At 39.3% G+C, this 24,006-nt stretch carries 22 protein-coding genes; 8 read left to right on the forward strand and 14 right to left on the reverse strand.

Annotation, left to right across the window (positions count from 1 at the left end):
* Nucleotides 1-17: 17 nt before the first annotated feature.
* The 4 genes from QT327_RS14635 to QT327_RS14650 are packed head-to-tail and all read right to left on the reverse strand — an operon-like array spanning nucleotide 18 to nucleotide 5,068.
* A complete protein-coding gene (locus QT327_RS14635) occupies nucleotides 18-1,049 on the reverse strand; it encodes a glycosyltransferase family 9 protein (protein WP_289553177.1) in 1,032 nt (343 codons plus the stop codon).
* Nucleotides 1,050-2,546 carry a D-glycero-beta-D-manno-heptose 1-phosphate adenylyltransferase gene (rfaE2, locus tag QT327_RS14640; protein WP_130855884.1) on the reverse strand — a complete coding sequence of 499 codons (1,497 nt, stop codon included), beginning with the start codon at nucleotides 2,544-2,546 and terminating at the stop codon, nucleotides 1,050-1,052.
* Nucleotides 2,509-3,129 (reverse strand): D-glycero-alpha-D-manno-heptose-1,7-bisphosphate 7-phosphatase, encoded by a 621-nt coding sequence (locus QT327_RS14645; RefSeq protein WP_130855883.1) that lies wholly within the window; start codon nucleotides 3,127-3,129, stop codon nucleotides 2,509-2,511. The genes rfaE2 and QT327_RS14645 overlap by 38 nt, the downstream gene beginning before the upstream one ends.
* Entirely contained in the window at nucleotides 3,119-5,068 is a 1,950-nt protein-coding gene (locus tag QT327_RS14650) for a glycosyltransferase (protein ID WP_246860294.1), read from the reverse strand. The genes QT327_RS14645 and QT327_RS14650 overlap by 11 nt, the downstream gene beginning before the upstream one ends.
* A gap of 458 nt (nucleotides 5,069-5,526) precedes the next feature.
* On the opposite strand from QT327_RS14650, the gene QT327_RS14655 reads away from it, so the two are divergent.
* The gene (locus QT327_RS14655) at nucleotides 5,527-6,003 is read left to right on the forward strand and encodes a hypothetical protein (RefSeq protein WP_130855881.1); all 477 of its coding nucleotides are present in this window, start codon (nucleotides 5,527-5,529) and stop codon (nucleotides 6,001-6,003) included.
* Here the strand turns inward: QT327_RS14655 and QT327_RS14660 are convergent.
* Both QT327_RS14660 and QT327_RS14665 read right to left on the reverse strand, forming a co-directional pair.
* Nucleotides 6,000-7,154 carry a baeRF7 domain-containing protein gene (locus QT327_RS14660; protein WP_130855880.1) on the reverse strand — a complete coding sequence of 385 codons (1,155 nt, stop codon included), beginning with the start codon at nucleotides 7,152-7,154 and terminating at the stop codon, nucleotides 6,000-6,002. The two genes, QT327_RS14655 and QT327_RS14660, sit on opposite strands and share 4 nt — an antisense overlap.
* Nucleotides 7,155-7,192: 38 nt before the next feature.
* Nucleotides 7,193-7,768, reverse strand: coding sequence for a DUF4142 domain-containing protein (locus QT327_RS14665; RefSeq protein WP_130855879.1), 576 nt, complete (start codon nucleotides 7,766-7,768; stop codon nucleotides 7,193-7,195).
* A 358-nt stretch (nucleotides 7,769-8,126) separates the two neighbouring features.
* On the opposite strand from QT327_RS14665, the gene QT327_RS14670 reads away from it, so the two are divergent.
* The 3 genes from QT327_RS14670 (at nucleotide 8,127) to QT327_RS14680 (ending at nucleotide 10,017) form a co-directional block, all read left to right on the forward strand.
* The gene (locus QT327_RS14670; RefSeq protein ID WP_289553179.1) at nucleotides 8,127-8,630 is read left to right on the forward strand and encodes a low affinity iron permease family protein; all 504 of its coding nucleotides are present in this window, start codon (nucleotides 8,127-8,129) and stop codon (nucleotides 8,628-8,630) included.
* Nucleotides 8,631-8,834: 204 nt separating this feature from the next.
* Nucleotides 8,835-9,296, forward strand: coding sequence for a ferritin-like domain-containing protein (locus QT327_RS14675; RefSeq protein ID WP_130855877.1), 462 nt, complete (start codon nucleotides 8,835-8,837; stop codon nucleotides 9,294-9,296).
* A gap of 85 nt (nucleotides 9,297-9,381) precedes the next feature.
* A complete protein-coding gene (locus tag QT327_RS14680) occupies nucleotides 9,382-10,017 on the forward strand; it encodes a LuxR C-terminal-related transcriptional regulator (protein WP_041387569.1) in 636 nt (211 codons plus the stop codon).
* A gap of 75 nt (nucleotides 10,018-10,092) precedes the next feature.
* Here the strand turns inward: QT327_RS14680 and QT327_RS14685 are convergent, their stop codons facing one another.
* Nucleotides 10,093-12,282: an ATP-dependent helicase gene (locus QT327_RS14685; protein WP_130855876.1), complete on the reverse strand. Its 2,190-nt coding sequence runs from the start codon at nucleotides 12,280-12,282 to the stop codon at nucleotides 10,093-10,095.
* A gap of 86 nt (nucleotides 12,283-12,368) precedes the next feature.
* Nucleotides 12,369-13,232, reverse strand: coding sequence for an AraC family transcriptional regulator (locus tag QT327_RS14690; RefSeq protein ID WP_130855875.1), 864 nt, complete (start codon nucleotides 13,230-13,232; stop codon nucleotides 12,369-12,371).
* 233 nt (nucleotides 13,233-13,465) lie between these two features.
* Between QT327_RS14690 and QT327_RS14695 the strand changes: the two genes are divergently transcribed.
* Together QT327_RS14695 and QT327_RS14700 are read left to right on the forward strand one after the other, a co-directional pair.
* Nucleotides 13,466-14,485 carry a zinc-binding alcohol dehydrogenase family protein gene (locus QT327_RS14695; RefSeq protein WP_165446956.1) on the forward strand — a complete coding sequence of 340 codons (1,020 nt, stop codon included), beginning with the start codon at nucleotides 13,466-13,468 and terminating at the stop codon, nucleotides 14,483-14,485.
* A gap of 97 nt (nucleotides 14,486-14,582) precedes the next feature.
* Nucleotides 14,583-15,116, forward strand: a complete 534-nt coding sequence (locus tag QT327_RS14700) for an OmpA family protein (protein ID WP_130855873.1) — start codon at nucleotides 14,583-14,585, stop codon at nucleotides 15,114-15,116.
* Between the two features lie 93 nt (nucleotides 15,117-15,209).
* On the opposite strand, the gene QT327_RS14705 is transcribed toward QT327_RS14700, so the two are convergent.
* The gene (locus QT327_RS14705) at nucleotides 15,210-15,593 is read right to left on the reverse strand and encodes a helix-turn-helix domain-containing protein (RefSeq protein WP_013667096.1); all 384 of its coding nucleotides are present in this window, start codon (nucleotides 15,591-15,593) and stop codon (nucleotides 15,210-15,212) included.
* Nucleotides 15,594-15,915: 322 nt separating this feature from the next.
* Here QT327_RS14705 and QT327_RS14710 point away from each other — a divergent pair, with 322 nt between their 5' ends.
* Nucleotides 15,916-17,007, forward strand: coding sequence for a Gfo/Idh/MocA family protein (locus QT327_RS14710; RefSeq protein ID WP_130855872.1), 1,092 nt, complete (start codon nucleotides 15,916-15,918; stop codon nucleotides 17,005-17,007).
* Between the two features lie 31 nt (nucleotides 17,008-17,038).
* Here QT327_RS14710 and QT327_RS14715 read toward each other — a convergent pair whose 3' ends face one another.
* From QT327_RS14715 to QT327_RS14725, 3 genes are read right to left on the reverse strand one after another with little or no spacing between them, the layout of a single operon-like run.
* Nucleotides 17,039-17,788, reverse strand: coding sequence for a DeoR/GlpR family DNA-binding transcription regulator (locus QT327_RS14715; protein WP_130855871.1), 750 nt, complete (start codon nucleotides 17,786-17,788; stop codon nucleotides 17,039-17,041).
* Nucleotides 17,789-17,810: 22 nt separating this feature from the next.
* Nucleotides 17,811-18,452: an HAD family hydrolase gene (locus QT327_RS14720; protein WP_013667099.1), complete on the reverse strand. Its 642-nt coding sequence runs from the start codon at nucleotides 18,450-18,452 to the stop codon at nucleotides 17,811-17,813.
* Between the two features lie 16 nt (nucleotides 18,453-18,468).
* A complete protein-coding gene (locus tag QT327_RS14725; RefSeq protein WP_130855870.1) occupies nucleotides 18,469-19,683 on the reverse strand; it encodes an MFS transporter in 1,215 nt (404 codons plus the stop codon).
* A gap of 284 nt (nucleotides 19,684-19,967) precedes the next feature.
* On the opposite strand from QT327_RS14725, the gene QT327_RS14730 reads away from it, so the two are divergent.
* Nucleotides 19,968-20,816 (forward strand): cold-shock protein, encoded by an 849-nt coding sequence (locus QT327_RS14730; protein WP_130855869.1) that lies wholly within the window; start codon nucleotides 19,968-19,970, stop codon nucleotides 20,814-20,816.
* Between the two features lie 125 nt (nucleotides 20,817-20,941).
* Here the strand turns inward: QT327_RS14730 and QT327_RS14735 are convergent, their stop codons facing one another.
* Together QT327_RS14735 and QT327_RS14740 are read right to left on the reverse strand one after the other, a co-directional pair.
* Complete coding sequence (locus QT327_RS14735; RefSeq protein ID WP_289553184.1) at nucleotides 20,942-21,487, reverse strand: (Fe-S)-binding protein; 546 nt, start codon at nucleotides 21,485-21,487, stop codon at nucleotides 20,942-20,944.
* A gap of 14 nt (nucleotides 21,488-21,501) precedes the next feature.
* A complete protein-coding gene (locus QT327_RS14740; RefSeq protein ID WP_289553185.1) occupies nucleotides 21,502-23,871 on the reverse strand; it encodes an FAD-binding and (Fe-S)-binding domain-containing protein in 2,370 nt (789 codons plus the stop codon).
* Nucleotides 23,872-24,006 lie beyond the last annotated feature (135 nt).

The raw sequence follows: 24,006 nt of genomic DNA on the forward strand, positions 1-24,006 counted from the left end.
CGCTTGCATGATATCATTCACCGATGGTAAAGGCAAGTAGTCAGCGTAATATTTTCGATCAACATAGCGAATAACTTCATTTTTGCTTTTGATCTGTTCATCAATACTATATTCAACACGCGTGCATTACCCATCCAAGGATGGTGTTGTGGATTTGTTTGAGCATAAAGTACAACTAGAGGAGTCTCAACGGCCGTCGCTAAATGGACGGTAGCTGTATTGACAGATATGACAAGTTTGGACATTTGGAGAAGTGCTGCAAACTCATCTATACGGAAAAGGCCTCCGGTTGAAAAAGAGTTATCTTTCACACGATCTTTCAAGCGGTTTGTTATTGAACTTTCACTATCCGAGCCGGAAAACACAATCTGTGTATCTAATAGCTTTAACATTTCTTTAGCGAGCTCTTCCCATTTTTCTTCGGGAAACTGCCTTTTTTCTTCACTCACACCTGGATGTAGTACAATGAAAGGTTTCGATAGATTTATTCCCAAAGCTTCGAGTTTGATTCTTACGCTTGAAATGGCATTTTCCTTAATCGCTACTGTTATTTTTTTCTCCTTTGCTACAGCCCCAACACGCTCAACTAAGTCGAGATCACGTTCGACCTGAGGTTTAATAAGTTCGTAGGGTTCCTTCTCAGGAATCCAATCATTTAAAAGCTCATAAGGATTTTCTCGACAATATGCTAGACGTCTCGGAATTCCCGCCATCCATGCTAACATTGCTGCGGGTAACGGACTTTGACTGTAAACGGTAAAAATCACGCAAGCATCAAACGATGCCACTTTCAATTGTGAAACTAGTTTTTCCACTATATGAGTTGCATGATTGGCTTTTAACTTAACCCAGGGCAAATCGACTGCAATGGTTTCATCAACCATAGGCAACAGTGAAACGACTTCTGATGTATCTGTTGATGTTAACAATGTAATCCTACAATTAAAGCTATCTTTAAGCGCTCGGATTGCAGGAGACGACATGAGTACGTCTCCTGTATTATCTGCTCGAATCACGAGTATATTTTTACAGCCATGCCATGTAGTCATTTAAGCTTTCATTTTGGTGACTTGGTTTGGCGATGAATTTTCCTGGATACGTCTAATTATGTTGGTAGTTGACTTTCCATGCGTAAAAGGTAAGAGCACCAATTTGGCACCAACTTCATTTATAGCTTGCAATTCGGGCATTTGTTTGTTTCTATAGTCCTCTCCCTTCACCACTATATCGGGTTTCAATGCCCGTATTAAATTTGCTGGGTTATCTTCATCATTTTCATTACCAAAACTTATGATATAATCAATTGATGAGAATGCCGCTAAAACATGCATTCGATCTTTCAGTATATTAATCGGTCTGCTTTTTCCTTTTAAACGGCGCACGCTTTCATCGGAATTTACACCAACAATTAGTACATCGCCCATTTTTCTTGCTTCCTGTAGGTAGTGTGTGTGCCCGCAATGCATGATGTCAAAGCAGCCATTCGTGAAAATAATTCGCTTATTTTTTGCTTTAAGTTGATCTGTAAGGCTAGTCAATAACGACGTAGAAGTTAAAATTTTTGTCTTATTCACTATTTTATCAACAATATCTATTGCATGACAAACGGAGGTTCCCGACTTTTCAATTACACAATGTGAAGCGATGGCTGCAATTTGGGCGGCTTCTATCTTCTCGGCATTGGAAACAAGTGCCAAAGTTGCTGTAGCCAGGTAGGTGTCTCCTGCCCCACAGACATTTGGATTATAAACGGGATCGACCGGTAGATGTAAGGATTTTTGCCCTCTTTCGATCCAAACTGCACCATCCGAATCCAAGGTAAGAGCAACATATTTAGCCCTCGTTTTTTCGATGAGTTGCTTGGAAATTTGGTCTACCTGCGCAATCCTATCAGGCATAGTTTCTATATTAAGTAAATTAAGGGCCTGTTTATAATTTGGCTTCACCACAGTCGGCCTCAATGCGCTAAAAGAAAACAATCGCTTGGAATCGATCGCTATGAACCTTGGGTAACGCGTCTGTAGCTGAATCAATGCAGCGATTACGCGTGCACTGATTACGCCCTTTTCATAATCGGCAATTATTACAGCATCGCAAGCTTGATATGCATCCGCTAAGAGGTCAATCAGAAGCGATTCTGAAGATTCACTCAGGGAACAGTGATCACCTTCATCGAAACGAACAATCGTATGTTGATCTGCAAGAACACGTGTTTTCACTTCCGTTCTTCTTTTATTATCATGCACCAAATATTGTTCTTGAATTTTATGCCGCTTTAATAAAGGCTTTACAGACGATTCATAAAGGTCTTCTCCAATGACACTGCAAAGGAGCGTCGTAGCTCCTAGCGCCTGAAGATTTGCAGCTACATTTCCGGCCCCACCCAAGCATAGCATCTTTTTTTGTACATCCACTACAGGAACCGGAGCTTCAGGAGAGATCCTGCTAGTCGTTCCGTTTATGAAAACGTCTAAAATAAAATCGCCAATAACGAGTACTTTCTTCTCTTTAAACTGATGGACTAAATCTATTAATCTTTGGCTCATGATCTACTGTACTTAAATGAGTTATAATTTTATTAGCAGCTTCTAAAAAATCAGATGCAACGTAGTATGGTCTCCTATAATAACCATCAACCATCCATTCTGTCTCATTGCCGTTATCTATAAGTATGGTTTTACATCCTGCACGATTTCCTGCTTCAACATCATTCAAGATATCACCTATCATCCAAGATTGACTTAGTGAAATGTGATGGTCTTCGGCAGCCCGCTCCAGCAATCCAGGCTGGGGTTTTCTGCAGTTGCATGCATAGGAAAAACGAGAGACAATACCGTCAGGATGATGAGGACAGAAATAAAACCCTTCAAAAGGTGGTAATCCTTCTTCAATAAACAGTCGGGCCAATGCTTTTTTTACCTCAAAAATCTCATCCTCCGTGAAATAACCTTTTGCGATGCCTGACTGATTCGTTATGATGATAAAGACAAAACCGTTAGCTGCTAATTCCTTTAAACCTCTGACAACCCCTTTTTCAAAGGTAATTCTATTTGGGTCGGCGTTATAAGGAATGTCTGGTATGATCGTTCCGTCTTTATCTAAGAACACTGCCTTTCTATTAACTTGCATGATGTTGTTTTGTCAGATAATATGCGTTAGTGTTTAAAACCGCGTATCCTAAGCGTTCATCCCGGTTTTTCATTAATCGCTTAGTAGTTGCCCTTAATTCACCGGTCTCGCGGACCAATCCCTCCGACGAAAACATACGTTGTTCAATCAACGTGCAGATCGAATGGATGACATGTAATTGTATTTCTTGAATGCGTTGTGTACTATCGGAAGGGACAATGATATTAACATCTCCGAAACGATAGGCTTCTCCTCCTTTCTTCCCCAGTAAATTAATACAGATCATTCCCAGTTTCTTAGCCTTTTTTATTGCGTGCAATATGTTTTCTGAGTTACCGCTTGTGCTAATTGTAAACAAGATATCGCCCTTAGTACCAAGGGCCTCGACTTGTCTTGCGAATACTTCTTCGAAACAAAAATCGTTTGCCCATGCCGTTAATGTAGACGTATCGGCAGTAAGCGCGATGGCTGGAAGAGCTGGCCTTCGCTCAATGTCGAAACGACCTACAAGCTCTGCAGCGAAATGTTGACTCTCCGCCGCACTTCCTCCGTTGCCACATATTAGCATCTTCTTGCCCTTTGAAAAGCCTTTGCAGATAACACTACCAGCTTCCAGGATAGCAGGCGAAAGTAGAGCGGCTGAGAACTGAAATGTGGAAGCCGCTTCTTCAAAAGCATGTGCTATAAGTTGCGACTCATCTCTATAAACAATAAAATCCGGATCAATAAGCGACTCATATATCATCATGATCGCATTACTGACGTTCTGCCAGGTGAAAAGATGATTTACTCTATCGATACCCTGTAATCCCATTAAGCCACCCTCCGATTTCAAAAGCCTTTGCATCTTGTTAGCCAATTCAACAGGTTTTTTAGGCGGTACTAAATAACCGGTTACTCCATCTACAACGCTATATTTAATGCCTCCTACGTTTGAACCGATTACAGGTGTCCCACAGGCCATTGCTTCCAAAGGTGTAATTCCAAAGGGCTCGTACCACGGAGTGGAAACAAAAACATCTGCTGCACTGTAATAATATTTCAATTCTTCTCGCTTCTTTGGTCCAATAAACTCGACGTATGAGGAAACACCTTCCTCTTCTACGATTTTCTGAAGGCGCTTCAATTCAGCACTGGCCATAAATTGTTCAGCGTTTCCTTCTCCTCCTACAACCAGAAGTCTTACTTTAAAATCCCCTTTCAAGTATTTTAGCGCATGGATTACGTTATCCACTCCTTTTCTCGGAACCATGCGTCCTAATTGTAAAATAATTTTTTCATCATTCTGAAGTCCTAAAAGCATACGTGCGTACATTTTATCGATAGGATAAAATTCCGTGGGATTAAAACCACAAGGGACAACGGCTATTCGTTTCGCATTAGCGTTGTACATGCTAATTAAATCTTGTTTATCTTGTGGACATTCAGCAATAATGCAATCGGCTTCTCTCGCGATATTTTCTTCAATAGTCACTCGTTCTTGAGGAAATTTATCATCTTCCTGTAAATGTAATCGCCGAACTTTACCCAGGGCGTGGAACGTCACAACCAATGGAATACGATATCTCAATTTTAGGGATAGACCAACCCATGCCGACATCCAAAAGTTGGCGTGTATCAAAGCATAATCTATTCCTTCTGATTCAATAAAGGTGATCATGTCGTCCTTAAAGGCCTCCATGAAGTCAAATAATTGTTCTTTTGGTATGCTTTGCTGTGGCCCTGCATTGACATGGATAACTCTTACATCCGGAAACAGTCGCACTATTCGAGGTAGTCTATCGCAATCACTTCGTGTAAAAATGTCAATAGCATAGCCGTCTTTGGCGAGCTGTCTGGCGAGCTCCGTAACATACACATTCTGTCCTCCACTGTCTATTCCGCCTAACATGGCAAGGGGTGAGGCATGTTCGCTTATAAATGCAATTCTCTTCTTCATAATTATTCTGGATAATATGCTATTGAAATTCCCTGTAATCAGCATCTTTATTTTGCTTACGTAGTACAATTGATTAAAACATTGTACCGTGGCAGACGCCATGCTGCTTGACGAAGAGATAGCAATCAATACTTATAATTAAATTTTTCTAACCTTCGTTTCTTATAAAGAAACAAGACATATACCTAAAAAAAGAATAGAATTTGTTTTACGTAGGGTAAAAAAGAAAAAGCTCTGTAGTTGTTAGATTAGCAGAACATTAGAAATAAGGACGATTTTATAATGAGATCGGTATACAAAACCGGTCTGGTTTTCAAGCTGTCCTAAAAAGTAAATAAGCCTGTTTGCAAAAGCAGATATCTTCTTGACAACCAACTGCTAATGTGCTGACAGGGGTAAACAGCCCTTGGCTTAGCATAAAGGAATAATCATTGCTTAACAAAATAAAATTCCATAAAATGCTTTTTATTAAACTCATATTATCCGGATTGAGCGCAACCATACTGATGGTACTCGTACAAAAACTATACGTTACGGTTAGCCAAAGGGGAATTACGCTAACCGAATTATTTAGTTATTTACTAATTGAAACGCGTAAGGAGGAAACGAGGCCCACGGGAATGTCCAATCGTTTATACATAGGCTTTATTGTGTGTTATTTGTTGGGGGTCTTTTTCGTTGGCGTTTATTATCTGTTATGGCGCCTTGGCGTAGGAAGATCTGATGTAATAACGGCGCTTCTATTTGGAGCCGCCCATGGATTAGCGAGTATTTTGCTCGTTAGAATTACCTTAAAGAAACACTTAATCTCTCTTGGTATAAATGCTCATTTCTACCTAGGTTTATTTTTTGCACATATCATGTTTTCATTAACTGCGATCGTGACATTCAATTTAGTTACGCAAATTATGCGCGTAGGCGAAATACAACCTTAATAACGGAGGCTTGCAACGAGCAATTTTGCGTCGGGCATTTCTTCTTCGGATAACACATATATATTTCCACCGTTCTGAATAGTATGAATGATCGCTTGATTAACAAGACACTCATCACCATATTCTTTTTCGGTATGGAGCGTTACTTGATTACGATCCTTGTCAAATTTTCCCCATGCATGACTTCGTTCTTTGACAAAAAGGTTTTCTACTTGTCCGAAAAAACTGGCTGTAATGACTTTCGAAAAGTCGTCGCAGCTGGTCCCTCCTCCAAGATTGTTATAATAGTTTGCTAACGCGCTTCTGACCGGTTTCTGCAAAAAAGGGATCATCATATTTCTCGATTTTTCAAAAATGATGTGGGTGTCTACCCGCTCGTAATTACCGGCTAAATATTCAGGTACAATATTTCCATACCGACTGATCTGTCTATATTTCGCTGCCATATATGCTACCCCGGCTAATAGTAAAGGCGCTTTCTCATTTCCCAATTTTTCCTTCCATAATGTTTGATCGACCTCTTTTAAATAAGCTGCCACATATTCTTCTTCATCTGCGAGTCCAGCGTCATGCCCATGAGCACTACCTATGCCGGTTGCTGGGCTCCCTCCTGCTCTGAACAACCTCTGGCCACTTTTCTCTTCAAAATGGATGACATCATCCATACCTCTTGGTAAACCCTCAATGCTCAGTTCTTCAATAGAAAAGGCAGTCCCTCTATAAAAAGCCGTTGCGTTTTTACTAATGGCTAGTACATAGAAATGTATATCATTATTAAGTAGCGGGAAAATAGGTGTGAGATAAAAGGTGTTATTAACATAGACTTCCTCTTTTATTGATATGGGTAGTTTTTTGACCAAAAAAGAGTCTGCTGTGATGAATAGCGCCAAACCATAATCCAGTTTATACCAAAATTCCTTATCATCTAACAATTCATAGCTTGGCTTAAGCAATTGTTGTATGTCTGCTTTGTCTCCGCCTGAATCAAGAACCTGCTTTTCCACATTCTTCAATATATTCTTATATAATAACCGGTCTTGTTTTTCGTTCACTTCAAAACCGGAACGGTGGGTTGGCATGTAGATGGTGATACAGCGATCGCTTTTTACATTTGCCAACCCTAGAAATTGCTCTCTCGATATGGTGTCCATAATCATTGTCTTTTTAATGGGTTTGAATATTTAGCTAGTTAATTAAGCTTGCTGCTTAGTTTCTTCGCAATTTGAAGGTGATTTCTTATAATGGGTATGTTTTTGTTAGCAAATGATTGTATATGTACATCCTTAGCATGCGCTCCAGCTTGGTCAAATAAGGTTAACGACGTTGTATGGTCTTCGATCATTTGTTGTAAAAAAGCACTTTCAAATTCTTTCCCCGACTTACTTCTTAGGCGATTAAGCTTGTCTGTGTGTGCGTCATCTAAACTTTCTGGGATTTGCACTCGTCTCTCTGCTACAATATCCTTCATGTCTTTAGTCAACTGTTGATGTTGTGTAATCAACAGTTTAGCATAACTTTGGATGGCTGTATCCCTAGACTTCTCGCTCGCCAACTTGCCCGCTTCGATCTCTCCCATTCCAGACCTTATAACTGCATTCACAAAGGCTTTATCTTCAGACTCCAAAATTCCCGAGTCAGCTTCCATTTTGTTGGTAATAGAATCCTCCATGCTCAAAGGTCTATTTCTGTATTTGTTTCGTTCTTGTTCGTTACAGCTTAATATAAAGAATAACGAACCTATCGCAATTGCCACTTTGAACATCATAAAAACTTTTTATTATAATGAAACAATTAATATACCCATTTCATTTGCTGGTGTTAAAAGGCTTTTAAAATAAAAATGCCGGTGTTTTCGTCGTCTTGACATAATAACTAATCCACTTTTCTATACAACACATAAAACCATACCAATCATTTCGGTCGGTCCATAATTTGCATAAAACCTGTTTTCTCGCCGCGGCGCTTACCTTTTAAGGTTGACCATAGCAGTCCATTTTCTTATTTCTTGGTTATCGCCGTACTTAATTCGTTTGTATTCGAAAACTTTCAATTCCTATTCTATGTTCTTAAGAAGAATCCCACAGAATAAGGTGTTCTGTATACAGATCATAAAAAAGATTTATATGTCAACTAATAATTTTTTTGAAAAATTCTCCGATAAAATAACCGGCTGGACAGGGAGTTCTACTGCCTTCGGAATAGCCTTTGGAATTGTCATCGGTTGGGGGCTCTCCGGGCCGATTTTTAAATATTCTGACACTTGGCAGCTGGTAATTAACACAGGAACTACAATTGTTACGTTTTTGATGGTGTTTTTGATTCAAAAGTCACAAAACAAAGACTCAAAGGCAATCCAGCTAAAGTTAAATGAACTTGTTGCCGCGAATAAAAAAGCGAGTAACCGTATGGTGGACGTTGAAGATTTTACAGAGGAAGAGCTAGATATGCTCCATAAATTTTACGAAAAGCTGGCGGATAAGGCCAAACAGGAATCAGATATTCATCAATCACATTCTATAGGAGATGACAAGGAATCAATAAGTCGAAAAAAAAAGGAGCAGACGAATAGCTCATCTCAACCCGGCCATTTATCCCTGTTCTATATAAAGACAAATGGGGTTTATTAAGGCTATTATTTATTGCTTATCTTACTTTATGTTTTTATTTCAAGGTAGCTGTTTTGCTTTCGTTAAATGTGTTTCTAAACATTTTAAAAGTGTATTAAATTTTACATATTACTGGTACGATTCGGGCAATATGCCTCTTAAACAAAATCCCTGGAGTCACTCGATAGAAAGACGTAACGGCATGGATTTCGCTTGAATATACATATGGAAAATCTCGAAGCGAAAACACCACTGTTGAATGACCTAATACAGCTTAATAATGACCGAATAGCTGGATACGAAAATGCTATTCAGGAATTAGATGATAATGATACTGATTTAAAATCAGAATTTCACAATTTTATAACGCAAAGCTATCAATTCCTTACCGAATTAAAGGATGAGCTCGAGCGAACCGGTGGAAAGGCAAACGATAGGGCGACCGTTGAAGGCGAGTTTTTTCGAAGTTGGATGGATATGAAGGCTTTGTTCAGCGAAGACAAGAGACGAGCAATTCTTAAAAGTTGCATAGAAGGCGAAAATATAATTTACGAAGCCTATGATTATGCAGAAAAATTGGAAGAACTCCCTTCTGATGCGCGCTTTCTTCTTTCACAACACAAACAACAATTAAAATTGGCAAGTAATAAGGTGATGACGCTCTACGAAGCTGAAAATAGAGCGTAACTAACATGTTAAAAAAAAATAAAAAACAATTTAAAAATCAACATGTTAAATCATAACACAGTACATTTACCTTATTACTTAAGCTATGAACGCGAATATCAAATTAAGAATTCAGAATCCGCTATTAAAAACCGGCTTACAAGCCATGTTAAAGGAAGAGAAGAATTTATTGTTGTTGAGAGATGAGTCTTACGACGAACTGGCAGATGTTTGTTTGTTTGAACTGAATAATGAAGACGATATTCGGTATTTGAAAAAGATGGAATCCCTATCATTGAGGTCCCGAATGCTTGCCATCTTGTCGTCTAGCGATTTATCCCTGGTTACGCAATCGCTCGAACAACAAATAGCCGGTGTAATTATGGATAACGCTTCGGAAGAAGAGCTGTTATTCGCTATCGAATACATAATCAAGGGAAACAAATATGTAGCACCCAGTATATCCTTGCAGTTTATTCAGAAACTTGGTAGCTTGGGTTCATCAACGCTTTTTTCATCCAAAATGGAATTGCTTAATCAAAAAGAGCGAGACGTATTGGAGTTAATTATGAGCGGTCATGCCAACAGGGAAATAGCCTATCAGCTATTTACCACCAAAAGGAAGATCGAGGAAATACGAAAATCTATCATGAAAAAAATAGGTGTAGACAACAATTTAAGCTTGACGGCTTTTTATCTTAATCAAGAGCTGTATCATAAGGATCATTTAGGCACAACATAAATGTATTCACAAGACAGATTACGACATAGTAATCCGTCTCTCAATCGAGTAACAAAATCTTCCGAAATACATACGTCATTCGTTAATGATATCGTATGTATTGTCTGATATGCCGTATAAGAATCGACTCGGTTTTGTAAATACAGCGTCCCAAGAAGAAACATAAGCTGGCATCGTGATAAACAAATTTTCCTTGGCTCTGCTACAAGCGACGTAAAATAAACGTCGCTCCTCCTCTATTTCTTCTAAAGATGCCATTGATCTTACCGAAGGCAAGATACCATCAAGGGCAAACGGAACAAAAACGGTATGCCATTCCAAACCTTTAGCAGAATGTATCGTTGAAATCGTAAGAGGTTTTTCGTCACTTTCATCAAAGGGTATAGTCTTATCCTGATATCGGTTGGATGGAGGCTCTAACGTAAAATCAGCTAAAAATTTCTCTAAATCTTCGTATTTAGCTGCAATCTCTGCAAATATCTCAAGATCAATTTCTCTGGCGTCAAAATCGTCTTCCAATTGTTTTAATAGCGGTTTATAAAATTCATAGATCGGAGGAATTAAATCGACGGGTGCAGAACCTAATTGCTGCATTCGATTAAATAGATCTAAAAGTTCTTTTAAATGTTCTCCATGCTTTTTCCCTTCAAACAAATTAGTTTCAATTCGACCGTGTTGCTCATGTATTTTAACAATAATTTCTTTTGCGCGTACGTCTCCAATGCCTTCGAGCAACTTTAGAATACGATGCCAGGCCACGGCGTCCATCGGATTCATCATAATTTTTAGGAAGGACACCATGTCCTTGACATGTCTTCTTTCACCGAATTTTATTCCTCCTACTACAATGAATGGAATATTCCTCTTCATCAATTCTGCTTGTACAAAATTGGATTGCCATGACGCTCTGCTTAGTATAGCGAAATCAGAATATTCTAAATCATTTTCCTTCAGTGTCATGACGGTGTCCACAATATAAGCCGCTTCTTCGGTCGTATCGACTAACCGATTTATGCGAGGCTTTCGTCCCTTATGTAATCGAGAAAATAATTCTTTTTTAAAACCGATCCGAGCACTTTCTATCAGCTTGTTTGTAAAATCCAAAATGCGTTGTGTACTCCGATAGTTCTCCTCAATTTTTACTACCCCACAATTTTCAAAATGTTGTGGGAAACGAAGAATATTCTCGAAGTTAGCTCCACGGAATGAATAGATACTTTGTGCATCGTCACCGACAACCGTTATGTTTCCTTTTTGTGATAACAATTCCACGATCTCGCGTTGAATATTGTTTGTATCTTGATACTCATCTACTAAAATGTAAGCTACTTTCGCCTGTAGTACTTGTCTGAAATGCGTATTAGTTTTTAGTTTATCACGTAATATATCAATCAAGTCATCGTAATCCATTAAGTTCGACCGCTGCTTGTATGCAGCGAGCAAAGTATAAATTCGCTGAAAGTCTTTTACAAATCGCTCATATTCGGGAAAATATTCGGCAATAACATTCTCAATACCCAATTCATGATTCTTTGCTTTAGAGAAGATACTCTGAATCGTACTTGATTTAGGAAAATGCTTACTGCCTTTTTTTGGCGTTAAGTTTAATTCGGTTTTTAGAAGGCTGATGATATCGACCACATCCTCGCCATCAATGATGGTAAAGTTTGGTGGAAGGCCGACTAAAGCATGGTACTTTCGCAATGCATAATTAGCAAAAGAGTGAAAAGTTCCACCTAGTACATTCGTAATAGACTTGGCATGCAGCAACTTTTGTACCCGGTTAAGCATTTCATTAGCCGATTTCCTCGTAAAAGTGAGCAGCAAAATCTCGTTTGGTTCAAATCCCTTTTCAATTAGATAGCTTACTTTATAAGTAATAACACGCGTCTTACCCGTACCGGCTCCTGCAATAACCAATAAGGGCTTATCTAGGGTACATACTGCAGCTAACTGCTGTGGATTTAGCTCTTTTTTATAGTTGATTTTAAGATTGGAAAGATCATAAATACGGTAAATATCAACAAGCTTCTCATCAATATGCTTTGCAGCATCCATTAATGTCCGTAGATACGTAGGGATTTGCGTATCAAAATTCTCAACTCGTAGGGGTTTACTTAATAGGTCTTTGAGCCCTTCTTTTTTTTGCTTGGAGTAGCTTACTATGTTTGTATCAAACAGCAAACCATCCAACAAACGGTCCAAATCTACCGACTGTCCTTCCCTATCGTCCCGCTTATTTTTATCGTCATTGGTCGGATCCATATCAAAAGCTATTACTAATGAATTAAAGAATCAAAATTACACTAATTTTTTTAGCATTCCAACATATGCTTATAGATTACATAGGTTTATCCCGCTCCGTGTAGCTGTAGATACGTTTTAGGGGTTTTACCTGTTACCGATTTAAAAATTTCGTGAAATGAGGTATAATTGCTAAATCCACTTTCGTAACATATCTGCTTGATTGTACCTTTGTTTTCTACCAAAAGCTTACAGGCATAACCAATACGGACTTCCTGTAAAAACCGCGTATAAGTTTTCCCGGTGCGATTTTTAAAATATCGGCAGAAAGAACTGGGTACTAAATCAGCTATGGCAGCTACCTGATCTAATTCGATTTTATTTCTAAAATTTTTAAGGGTGTAGTTGTAAATACTATGCAAGCGATTTGTTTCATTTTCACTGTGTTTATAGGAAAAACCAACGGAGGCTAGAACACAGGGTGACTTAATGTTCGCTATATAATGTAAACAGGTTAGTAGAGACATTAACCGATTGAATCCCTCTAATTCATAAATAGCTGCCATGAGATCAACAACAATTGGATGCTCGTGTCCTTTTAGCATAATTCCTCGTTGTGCCGAATCAAACAAGTGCTTAAACAAGCGAAACTCCGGTAAACTAAGCCATGCTGCGCCTAAAAATTTTTCATGGAAGTGTATAACCGTCGAATAAGGTTGCTCATTACTTTCGTCGTATTCTGCATCGTAACGCCAATAATGAGGTAAATTTGAACCGACCAACACGATGTCGCCAGCTTTAAATCGCTGAATATGATCTCCTACGAACTGAGTGCCACTTCCCTGATGAAAGTGTATGAGTTCTAATTCGGCGTGGCAATGCCATCGATTATTGATGTTTGCTTTTAGCTCTTTACGAACCTGAAAAGAGCTCGAATGCCCTGAATGTAAAACAATTTGCTCAACTTTCATTAAACCACTGTTATATTAGTTTTCATTGCCGAAAATATGAACCGTTCTGCGCTCTCATACCAGAACTCATAAAACAACAATATTCAATATGATAATCTATAAAAATAAGGCTATTTTTCTTTATTTGAACAATATGGAATATACAAAGTTAAAATCCCGTAACAATAGGCTAATTGTTTTAAATGAAAAATCGTTAAAATGCGTCTTATTTGTATTCGAAAAACTTAAGAGAAATGAAAACAATTATATGTCAAGAACCTGGTAAATTAGAGATAGTTCAATCAACGGTTCCGCGTCTATCGGCAGGACATAGTATCATACAGATAGAGAAAGTTGGCATATGTGGCACCGACATACATGCTTTTGACGGTACTCAGCCTTACTTCGAGTATCCAAGAATACTTGGACATGAATTGGCGGGAAGAATACTTGAGACGACCCCTGATTCAAACTTAGAAAAAGGAGATTTGGTTACTGTTATGCCTTATCTTAATTGCGGAAAATGTATCGCCTGCAGAAAAGGAAAAACAAATTGCTGCGCTCAAATGCAAGTGATCGGCGTGCATATTGATGGCGGTATGCGCCGTTATATAAGTGTACCAAATCATCTGATTATTAAAGAAAACCAGCTTAACATACAACAACTGGCTCTTATTGAGCCTCTTGCGATTGGCGCACACGGTGTAGCTAGGGCTCACTTCGTAGCGGGCGATTTTGTGTTAGTCATAGGCGCGGGTCCAATTGGTCTTGGTACCATGGAAATGGCAAAGGTGCGTGGTGCAACAGTTATTGCTATGGATATCAATCCCAATCGTTTACAGTTTTGCAAAGAGGCGCTCAACATACCTTACACGATTTTAGCTACTGCAGAAGATTCCATGGATTCGCTGCGTACAATAACGAACGGAGAAATGCCAATAGCGGTATTTGATTGTACCGGGAATTTAAATGCGATCAATCGTGCATTTGAATATGTTGCTCATGGTGGCGAGTATATATTGATTGGTCTTCAAAAAGGCGATATTATATTCAATCATCCTGCCTTTCATAAACGCGAACTTACATTAATGAGCAGCCGAAACGCCACTATACAAGATTTCGAGCACGTTATAAAAAACGTGAAAGAAAAGGCTGTCAATCCGGAAAAATATATCACACATCAATTTGAAGCGGATCACATTCGTGAAGCTTTTAAAACTTGCACAAGTACTTCATCTGCTGTCATTAAAGTTTTAGTTGACTTTAGTTCCTAAATGAAAGAGCTTCAAGATAGCCTTTTTAGAGGTACTCACATAGAGAATCTTTTCTATGTTCTGGATATTCCTTATGTTTACAGAAATTTTATGCGTGATGAATATTAAGAAAACCTATCCATTTGTTATTTTACTTACTGTTTTTGTGAGTATGCAAGCTTGTAAATCGAAGAAGATGGCTGTGCAGCCAAATGCCGTCGTTGAAACAGTTAAAAAGGAAGAGCCGGTAAAAGAGAAAGAACCGGAGCCTGCGCCTGTCGAAGAAAAGGAGGAAGAACCGGTCGTTGAGAAACCCAATTATAACTTTAAAAATATTTTGTTTGAGTTCGATTCAGGGGTGCTAAAAACCGCTTCTTATAGTGTATTGGATCAAATCGTACGAGAAATGAAGAAGGACCCCTCTGTTAAGTTTACCATTAATGGGCATGCTTCTCTAGAAGGATCGGCTGAACATAACATGGCTCTATCGGTTGATCGCGCCAACGCCGTCAAACTTTATTTGGTAAATGCAGGTATAAGTCCGGATAATTTAACCGCGCAGGGCTTCGGAGCAACCAAACCGGTGGCTACTAACGAAACGGAAGAAGGTAGGTCGCAAAACAGAAGAGTGGAAATAAAGCTCTCGAAATAATCAGTTTGCCAGCCTAACTACATCAAATCACACAAAAGACAAGGCCAACTAAAAGTTGGCCTTGTCTTTTGTGTTTTCATAGGATAGTATACCTTACATAGAAGGATAGGACAGCGTATTTATCTTATTACTGCTTATCGCCAAAATCTGATTGTATTCTTCTAGTAGATTGATATATTTATCTTTCCAATAGTTTATTTTCTCACGCTCTTCACTCAGTAAAGCGGTGTTCAACAGTTTACTATTGTTGAATGCATGCTGAAACTCTTCTGATGAAAACAGCTCGGGAAATTCATTTGAAAAGTCGTGCTTCAAAGCGCAACCTATTTTGAAGATGATTTCCGGTTTGAATTTGGGTTGATTAAACCAGTTATAAATGGATCTACGGTTTACTTTCATCAGTCTGGCTAGTTCACTGATACTATAACCGTTACGTCTAATTGTTCTTTCGATAATTTCGCCATAATGCTTGTCCATAGTTTTTCTCATTAGTTGGTAGTAATTTTATTTTGCTACACAAAGAAACGAGACAATTAGCGTAACCACTAGAGGGAAAAAGCAACAAAAAATACAGGAATTTCCTGTTTTGTATATTAGCTATGTAATATAGCGATAAAATACATGTTTAAACTACAATTTTTCACAAAAAAATAACCTTATATTAATCTACATGTGGAAGCTTGGGCATATATTCCCATTCGTGAGTGTATTGTTTGTTGATTTTCCACAGATTGAGTAAAACATTTGTTTTAAGTATTTTGTTAGTCAGTTAAGTTAAATCATTTTTAAATAAACTTATATGCATTCGCGTCGGGAATTTATACATAGATTAGCAATTTCAACGGCTGGTATACCGTTTTTATCAAGCAAATTTCCTTTTTTTGACGATCGTCCACTAAGAGTAGCTATTATGGGCTTGGGTGGCTACGGTACACGTGTCGGTGAAGCAATGCAGTCTTGCAGACGAGCCAAACTTGTAGGTGTTATTAGTGGCACTCCTTCGAAAATAAAAGCTTGGCAAGAGAAATATAATATACCTGATAAAAACTGCTACAACTATGAAAATTTTGATAACATAAAAGAGAATACCGATATCGATGCAGTTTATGTTATTACGCCTAATGCGCTTCATCACGACCATGTGATAAGGGCAGCAAAAGCAGGGAAACACGTCATATGTGAGAAACCGATGGCTCTTAACGCAAAGGAAGGACAAGACATGGTAAACGCATGCCGCGAGGCTAATGTTAAGCTCTTGGTGGGTTATCGCATGCATTTTGAGCCCAAGACGTTAGAGATTGTTCGGATGAGAAAGGAAGGCGAATTTGGGAAAATTTTATTTTTTCAGGGCCTTTCCGGCTTTAAGATAGGTGATCCGAATCAATGGAGATTAGACAAAGACCTAGCGGGTGGTGGCTCTTTGATGGATATAGGGATTTACGCTATAAATGGCGCCCGTTACATGGTAGGTGAAGAACCTGTTTGGGTCACCGCGCAAGAGACAAAAACGGATCCACAGAAATTTAAAGATGGTGTGGACGAAACGATTCAATTTCAAATGGGATTTCCAAGCGGTGCAGTTGCATCGTGCTTATCAACGTACAATATGAATAATTTGGATCGTTTCTTTTTAAATGGTGAAAAAGGTTTTGCTGAGCTGCAGCCTTCAACAGGGTACGGTCCAATAGAAGGTAAAACACACATCGGACCATTAACACAACCGCACAAAACGCACCAGACAGTGCAAATGGATGAAATGGCCGGTATTATTTTGGACGGACATAAAGCGATTGTTCCTGTAGACGGAGTGGAAGGCTTAAAAGACTTACAGATTATTGATGCGATTTATGAAGCCTGTCGGAGTGGACAAAAAGTTTCATTACAAGCTTAACGACAATAACGACGTAAGAATATAATATTATTCAGACAATGAGGATTTCCTTGTTACGAAACAGATCCAGCCTTTTATCTTCGCTGGGAAGATCTGTAACAAGTACATCAACAGGGGCAAGATCACAAACTTTAAAAAAATCATGATGGTTCAGTTTTTCGTGATTACTTAATACAATAGTTTTCAACGCCGCATTCATCATACTCTGCTTTACGTCTCCGTCTTCTCGTATGCGGGCAGTTATTCCATGATTGGGATCTGCAGCACAAGCTCCCATCAAATAGGCATCAGCAACATACATCGAGACTTCCTGACAAGTTCTGGTCCCGACGTTGGTTTCTGTATCACGATTATAAACCCCGCCTAAAACAACGATTTCTATCCCTTTATTCTTTGCCAATATGGGTACCAATGCCTGATTGTTGGTTACCACGCGAAAATGTGCATTAAACGGAAACTGTGTGGCCACTGCACAAATCGTAGTTCCTCCATCCATAAATATCGTTTGACCGTTCTTAACAAATTGTTGTGCTTTGAGGGCGATGACATCTTTACCCTTCTTTAAGTAAGACGATCGATCCTGAAAAGTTAAAGGATTCCTAGATCGCAAAATTGCTCCTCCTCTTACTTTAGATAAGAGGCCATTTTTGTGAAGGATGTCAATATCTCTCCTTATCGTATCTTCTGATACTTTTAGACTCTGTGCCAATAATTCATAAGTGACCATTTCTGAGCCCTTTAGGACCGTCAAAATATGATCTAATCGTTGCTCTTTTACCATTTACAGGTTGCTATTAATACTTTTAAATACCCAATAGTGCAGGCAATTCACTCATTTTCCGGAACACCTGTACGCGTTCATCGATCCATTCGTTTTCATCATAACCATTTGCAAAGGCATAAACACGAAAACCGCCAGCCAAGCCAGCCGTTATACCGGCTAAACTGTCTTCTATAACCACACATTCAGAAGGCTTATAGCCCATTGATTTAGCAGCGTATAAAAATATACCTGGATCAGGCTTCCAGCTATCAATTTCGTAAGAGCTAAAAATTCGATGAGGTTCAAAGAAACGTATCAGGCCCGTCACCTGAAGATTCAATTCAATTTTCTCCCGGGGTCCGCTTGAAGCGACACAGCAGGGAAGTTTTATAGTTGACAATAGTTCGCTTACACCGGCTATCGGCCGTACCTCTTGTTTGAACCGTTCATACGCTTTTCTACGGAACTCAATCTCAAAATTCTCTGGAAAAGCTTTTCCCCGCCGCTCTTCCAATATCTTGATGGTTTCCAAAATTTGTCGGCCACTAAAAAGTTTGAGTGCTTCTTCCAAATCTATCACAGCCGGCTCCCCTGCCATTTCCAATAAAACGGAAATCATAATGGACTCGGTATCTACCAGGACACCATCGCAATCAAATATTATGCATTTTACATCTAGCATACGGTTTCTTCTTAAATTATTCTGAATAGTTTTTCAACAGTTTAGATCGCTCGTTTCTACGAACGCTATAACTCAAAGCTACCAGTAAAAGCATTAAGCCGATACATGCGAATGCTATTGGAAGCGAAAAGTTATAGGCGATGAACCCGAGAATTGCCGGCCCTATTAATTGCCCGGCATATCCCATTGTCGTAATAGCCGGAATCGTTACGGTTGGAGAAAGGCCATTTATTCGTCCTCCTTCGGTAAAAAATACCGGAACGATATTGGCAGCTCCCAATCCGAGAAGAACAAATCCAAATAATGTACCTGAAATCCAGGGAACGAAAACGACCAATGACAATCCAAACGCTGCCAATAAGCTTCCACCTACTACGACCCGCTTTCCGTCTAAACGCGCCACAATTCGATCACCAACTAAACGCATAATTGCCATTGCTATTGAAAAAGCAGCATAACCACTACCTGCAAATTCAGGTTCTACATACCTAATTTCCCGGAGATAAACGGCACTCCAATCCAACATAGCTCCTTCTGATAGAAAAACGATAAAGCACATGGCACCTAGAAATAGAACACTTCCTTTCATCCAAGAGAAGCCCCCCTGCCCGTCAATAACTTCCGAGGAATTGGATTTTCGTAATTTTATCTCCGAATCTGCTGAAAGCAAATTGGTGTATTGGCTGCAAACGATAAGTAACAACAAAAGTGAAATACTAATAGCGGCTACAATTGGCTCCAGACCGAATCTAATAAAGAATCCTAACCCCAAAGATCCCAATAGCCCTCCCACGCTGAATAGTCCATGAAGCGAGGACATGATAGGTTTAGTAAAGATATTTTGAACCTGTACGCCGTGCGCATTCATGGCTACATCAATGGTGCCGACAGCAGCACCAAATATAAAAAGCATGATTCCCATCAAGATAGGAGACGTCATCAAAAGCAACATCGGTAAGCTAAGGGCCATAATGAAGGTTGAATACAGAATAACCGGTCGACTCCCATATCTCGTTGTCATAACACCCGTCAAGGGCATCATTGTAATGGCCCCGGCTCCCAGAAGAAGAAGCAGTAAACCTAGGTCTGCATCATTAAGGCCTAGTCTTTCCTTAGCATAGGGAACCATAGGAGCCCAACTGGAAATTCCCAATCCACATATCAAAAAAATATATTGTGTTGCGGAACGCGCTTTAGCGGGATTAATTCCATTTATTGAAGTGTTATTCATTTTGCAATATTATGCAAAATCGCATAATATCGCAAAAACGAATAACTGAGATGTATCTCCGGATATCCTGACTTCTTAAATAGAGCCCTTGAAAGCTTAGAAACGCTATAGGTTATTGACCGGAATTGTGAGAGTAATTGGTGGTTTTTGTGAAAGCTACCCATATTCCATAAGATTCTGTTTACATTAATTTGATAATCAATAAATAATAAAAAAAATACTGATATTGTAACGAATAATGCTTACTTTTATCGCCGTTGAATCATAATCAAAAACTCCAGGCCATGTTCATCGGTGCAGTGAAATGGTTTGATAATCAAAAAGGATTCGGGATAATCGCATTACCTGAAGAAGAATCCTTATTCGTTCATATTCGCGGCTTTAGTTCGACGCCACTAGCAATCGACAGTGGAGATGTTGTCATTGGTGAAAAAAAACCAGACAAGAAAAAAGGTGGTTATATCGGTCATAATTGCCATTTAGCGACAAACAGAAAAGATTGGGATATTGCTATGCAACTTCTAGATATAGAAGCTAAAATAACACTACCCCAGACGCTTGATTTGCAGCATAAAGGATATCGGAAAAAAAAAGACGAAGAATATAACCTAATAAATTTGGCGGCAAAACAGATTTTGCAAGGCAAAACCGAGGACGAAATTTATGATGTCATCACCCAGTATTTTCAGCAATCATTGAATTCCGCACTCTTTCTTAAATATGTTAAAACGTTAGATACGGTGTTACACGAACTGTTTGATCGTGATGTTGCGGATCTCTTACTGAAGAGGATATACGTGTTTTTTGGAGAATCTTTGAACCATGAAATACTTTTCCTTGTTTGGAAAAGCGGTTGCTTTCAGTATATTGGATATGAAGCTGATGGCGACTTCGAGATTCCCGAAGAAATTTTATACCTATACGCAACAGAAATTGGTTATAAGGAATTAGAACGCATTAAAGCGTACAGCTTTGGGCCTGCTTTTTGCACTGAAATCGTTGAAGCAAACATCGAAGCCCTCGACCTAAGTAACGCGCACGAAATGGAGATTGCCAAATCTTTTGTCGACGTATTAGATGGCGATGAAAAGGAGCATTGGCAAAACTATATAACCAGTAGTATAACAAGATAAATTACGCCTTTTTAACCGCAGTCCTTTATTCACCAATATTCGTTTTATATCCTTGAAGCAAATTTACCTGCCATCGGGTGAATTTTTTTTGGATATATTTTTAACCTACGTTCGCTTATGCATGACTATTTAACCAATGCATCCCAGAGTATCTCAACAGGGTGATATGCTTTACGGCTGGTTGCATCTTTTATTTGATGTCGACAACTTGTGCCCGGCGCGGCAATTATTTCACTGGAATCTGTCGAGCGTATCGAAGGCAATAAGACCAATTCGCCTACTTGCTGCGAAACATGGTAGTGTTCCTTTTCGTAGCCGAAAGAGCCTGCCATTCCACAACAACCGGAGGGAATGACCTCTACTTCATGTCCAGTTGGAAACTTCAATATTTTTTCTGTTTGGGCAACCAAGTGAAATGCCTTCTGATAACAATGTCCATGTAATTTGATCTTTTTTTCGATTGCTTTAAATTGCTCCTTCTTTATGTTTCCACGATCTATTTCCTCTGCAATAAACTCATCGATTAGTAAAGCATGTCTTGCTATCCGCTGCGCGTCGGATACCAGATCTTTATCAACTAAATCTAAATATTCATCTCTAAAAGTGAGAATCGCCGAAGGTTCGATACCTATCAATGGGCTTTTATCAGAAACTACGTCTTTGAATGCCAAAACATTTTGATTGGCTATTTTTTTGCCTTTCGTAGGAGACCTTTCGACAAGTATGTGCGGCCACTCTCTTTATGATTAATTAATTTTACTTGGTACCCCAATGCACTCAACAGTTTAAAAGCTGTTTGTCCGATCCCCGTGTCGTTGTAATCGGTAAATTCATCGCAAAAGAGATACACCGTTTGCCCAACAGCTAGATCTTGCGGCTTTTGTCGTTGTATCCACTTTCGAAGGGTTGTGTTACCAATTTCAGGCAAGGATCGTTCCGGAGCGAAGCCAATGGCACCTTTTACTAATGACGATAAAACACGGTTCTTGATAACAGCATTATACAGACGGGGCGCATAACTCCCTATCTTTTGAGACTTGGTGAAATTTGCGATGAGCCATGTTCTAAAGGGCGTCCCATTCGCATCGTAGTAATGTTGCAAAAACTCTGCCTTCATTTTTGTTACATCAACCGCAGAAGGACATTCCGTTTTACAGGCCTTGCAACTTAGACACAGATCCATCACTTCTTTGATTTCTGCATGATCAAAGCGATTCTCTTTAGTGGAATGGGTTAAAAACTGCCGAAGCATGTTAGCACGTGCTCTTGTTGTATCTTTCTCCTCACGAGTTGCCATATAAGAGGGACACATCGTACCTCCTGTTATATGTGATTTTCTACAGTCTCCGGAACCTGAACACTTTTCGGCTAAACGAAGAATATTCTCTTGTTTTTGATAGTCAAAAATTGTATTTATGTGAATAGCAGAGGTGTCTGTTTCGTATCGTAGAAATTTGTCCATCGGCGGTGTGCGGACAATTTTATTCGCATTAAAAATAGAAGAAGCGTCGAAAATAGATTTGATTTTTTCTAAAAGCAGATAAACCTCCTCTCCTAACACCGTCTTTATAAATTCTCCCCGCAAACGACCATCGCCATGCTCTCCGCTTAGCGATCCATTGTATTTTTTTACCAAAACAGCCGTTTCGGCCAATATCGCTCTGAATTTATGCCTTCCGTCGGCTGTTTTTAGATTAATCAAAGGTTCAACGTGTAGCTCGCCGGCTCCCGCATGTGCATAATAGGACGCCTTTGTACCGTATTTGGTTAATATAGCCTGAACTTCTTCTATATAAGAAGGAAGATCTTCAGGTGAAACAGCACAATCTTCAATTAGGTTCACAGGCTGTGTGTCTCCCGGTAAATTACGGATCAGTCCTAATCCAGCTTTACGAACGTCCCAAACCAAATTGGTGCGACTACCTGTAATAAGCGGATAAGCATAGCCTATATTGTTGGACGCTAAGGCCGATTTTAATGTATTTGCTTTATTGACTACACCTTCTACATCATGGTCCCGGAACTCGACCATTAATAAAGCGGCCGGATCACCTTCAATAAAGAAACGATTATACCGGTAAGTGGGATGATCTTTCGTGAAATCAAGAATGTATTTGTCCACTAGTTCGGACGCTTCAGGGTGGTGTGCTAGGGCTGTAATATTGGCATGCAAAGATTCAATAAGCGAATGGCAATGTATACAGAGTATTCCTACCTCCTGAGGTGGTAGCGAGATAAGGTTTAATTTAGCTTCGGTAACCAGTGCTAAAGTACCTTCGGAACCAGCTATCAATTTACTAAAGTTAAAGGCTTCGTTGGGCTTTGCCAATAGATCCAAAGCATATCCTGTATTGCGTCTTGTAATTGAATGTTTAGGATAGCCCTGTCTGATGGTCGCTTGGTTTCCTTTATCACTTAACAGGGCATTAACCGCTCTGTATATTTCACCTTCCCTATCGTTTTGCTTTAGCTTACTAAAAAGACTTGGCTCATCGAGTGCTTCAAAAATAGCAGAACTACCATCATCCAATAAGACTTTCATCGCCAATAGATGGCTCCGTGTATCACCCCAAACGATTGAATGCAAACCACTCGAATTATTCCCAATCATCCCGCCGATCATGGCTCGGCTTGCAGTGGAAGTTTCCGGGCCAAACATTAGGCCGTAGTCTTTTAAGAACGCATTTAAATCATCTCTTATTACGCCTGGCTGTACTCTTACCCAACGCTCTTCCTGATTTATTTCTAAAATCTTGTTAAAGTGCTTAGATACATCGATAATAATGCCCTTCCCAACAACCTGCCCTGCTAATGAGGTTCCGGCAGTTCTCGGTATCAAGGTAATTCCCGTTTGTTTAGCAAAATCTATTAACACCCTTAAGTCGTTTTCGTTCTTTGGAACAGCTACGGCTATGGGCAACTCTTGGTATACAGAAGCATCGGTAGAATACGCGAGTCGCACGGCATGATGCTCAGGGCTGTCATTGTAATATAACTCACCTGAAAAAATAGATTGTATATTTTCAAATTGACGATTAATATGCGGGGAATCCATATACAAGTTTATAAAAAATGATGGTCTAGTTATTATAATATATCGCTACTATGATTCTTATGATCTATAATATAGGCCAAATCCAATTGAGTGTAATACCCGAGTCAACCTCATTTTTGATGTCAGGCGATTAAC

The organism is Olivibacter sp. 47, assembly GCF_030372825.1.
Taxonomy (GTDB): domain Bacteria; phylum Bacteroidota; class Bacteroidia; order Sphingobacteriales; family Sphingobacteriaceae; genus Olivibacter; species Olivibacter oleidegradans.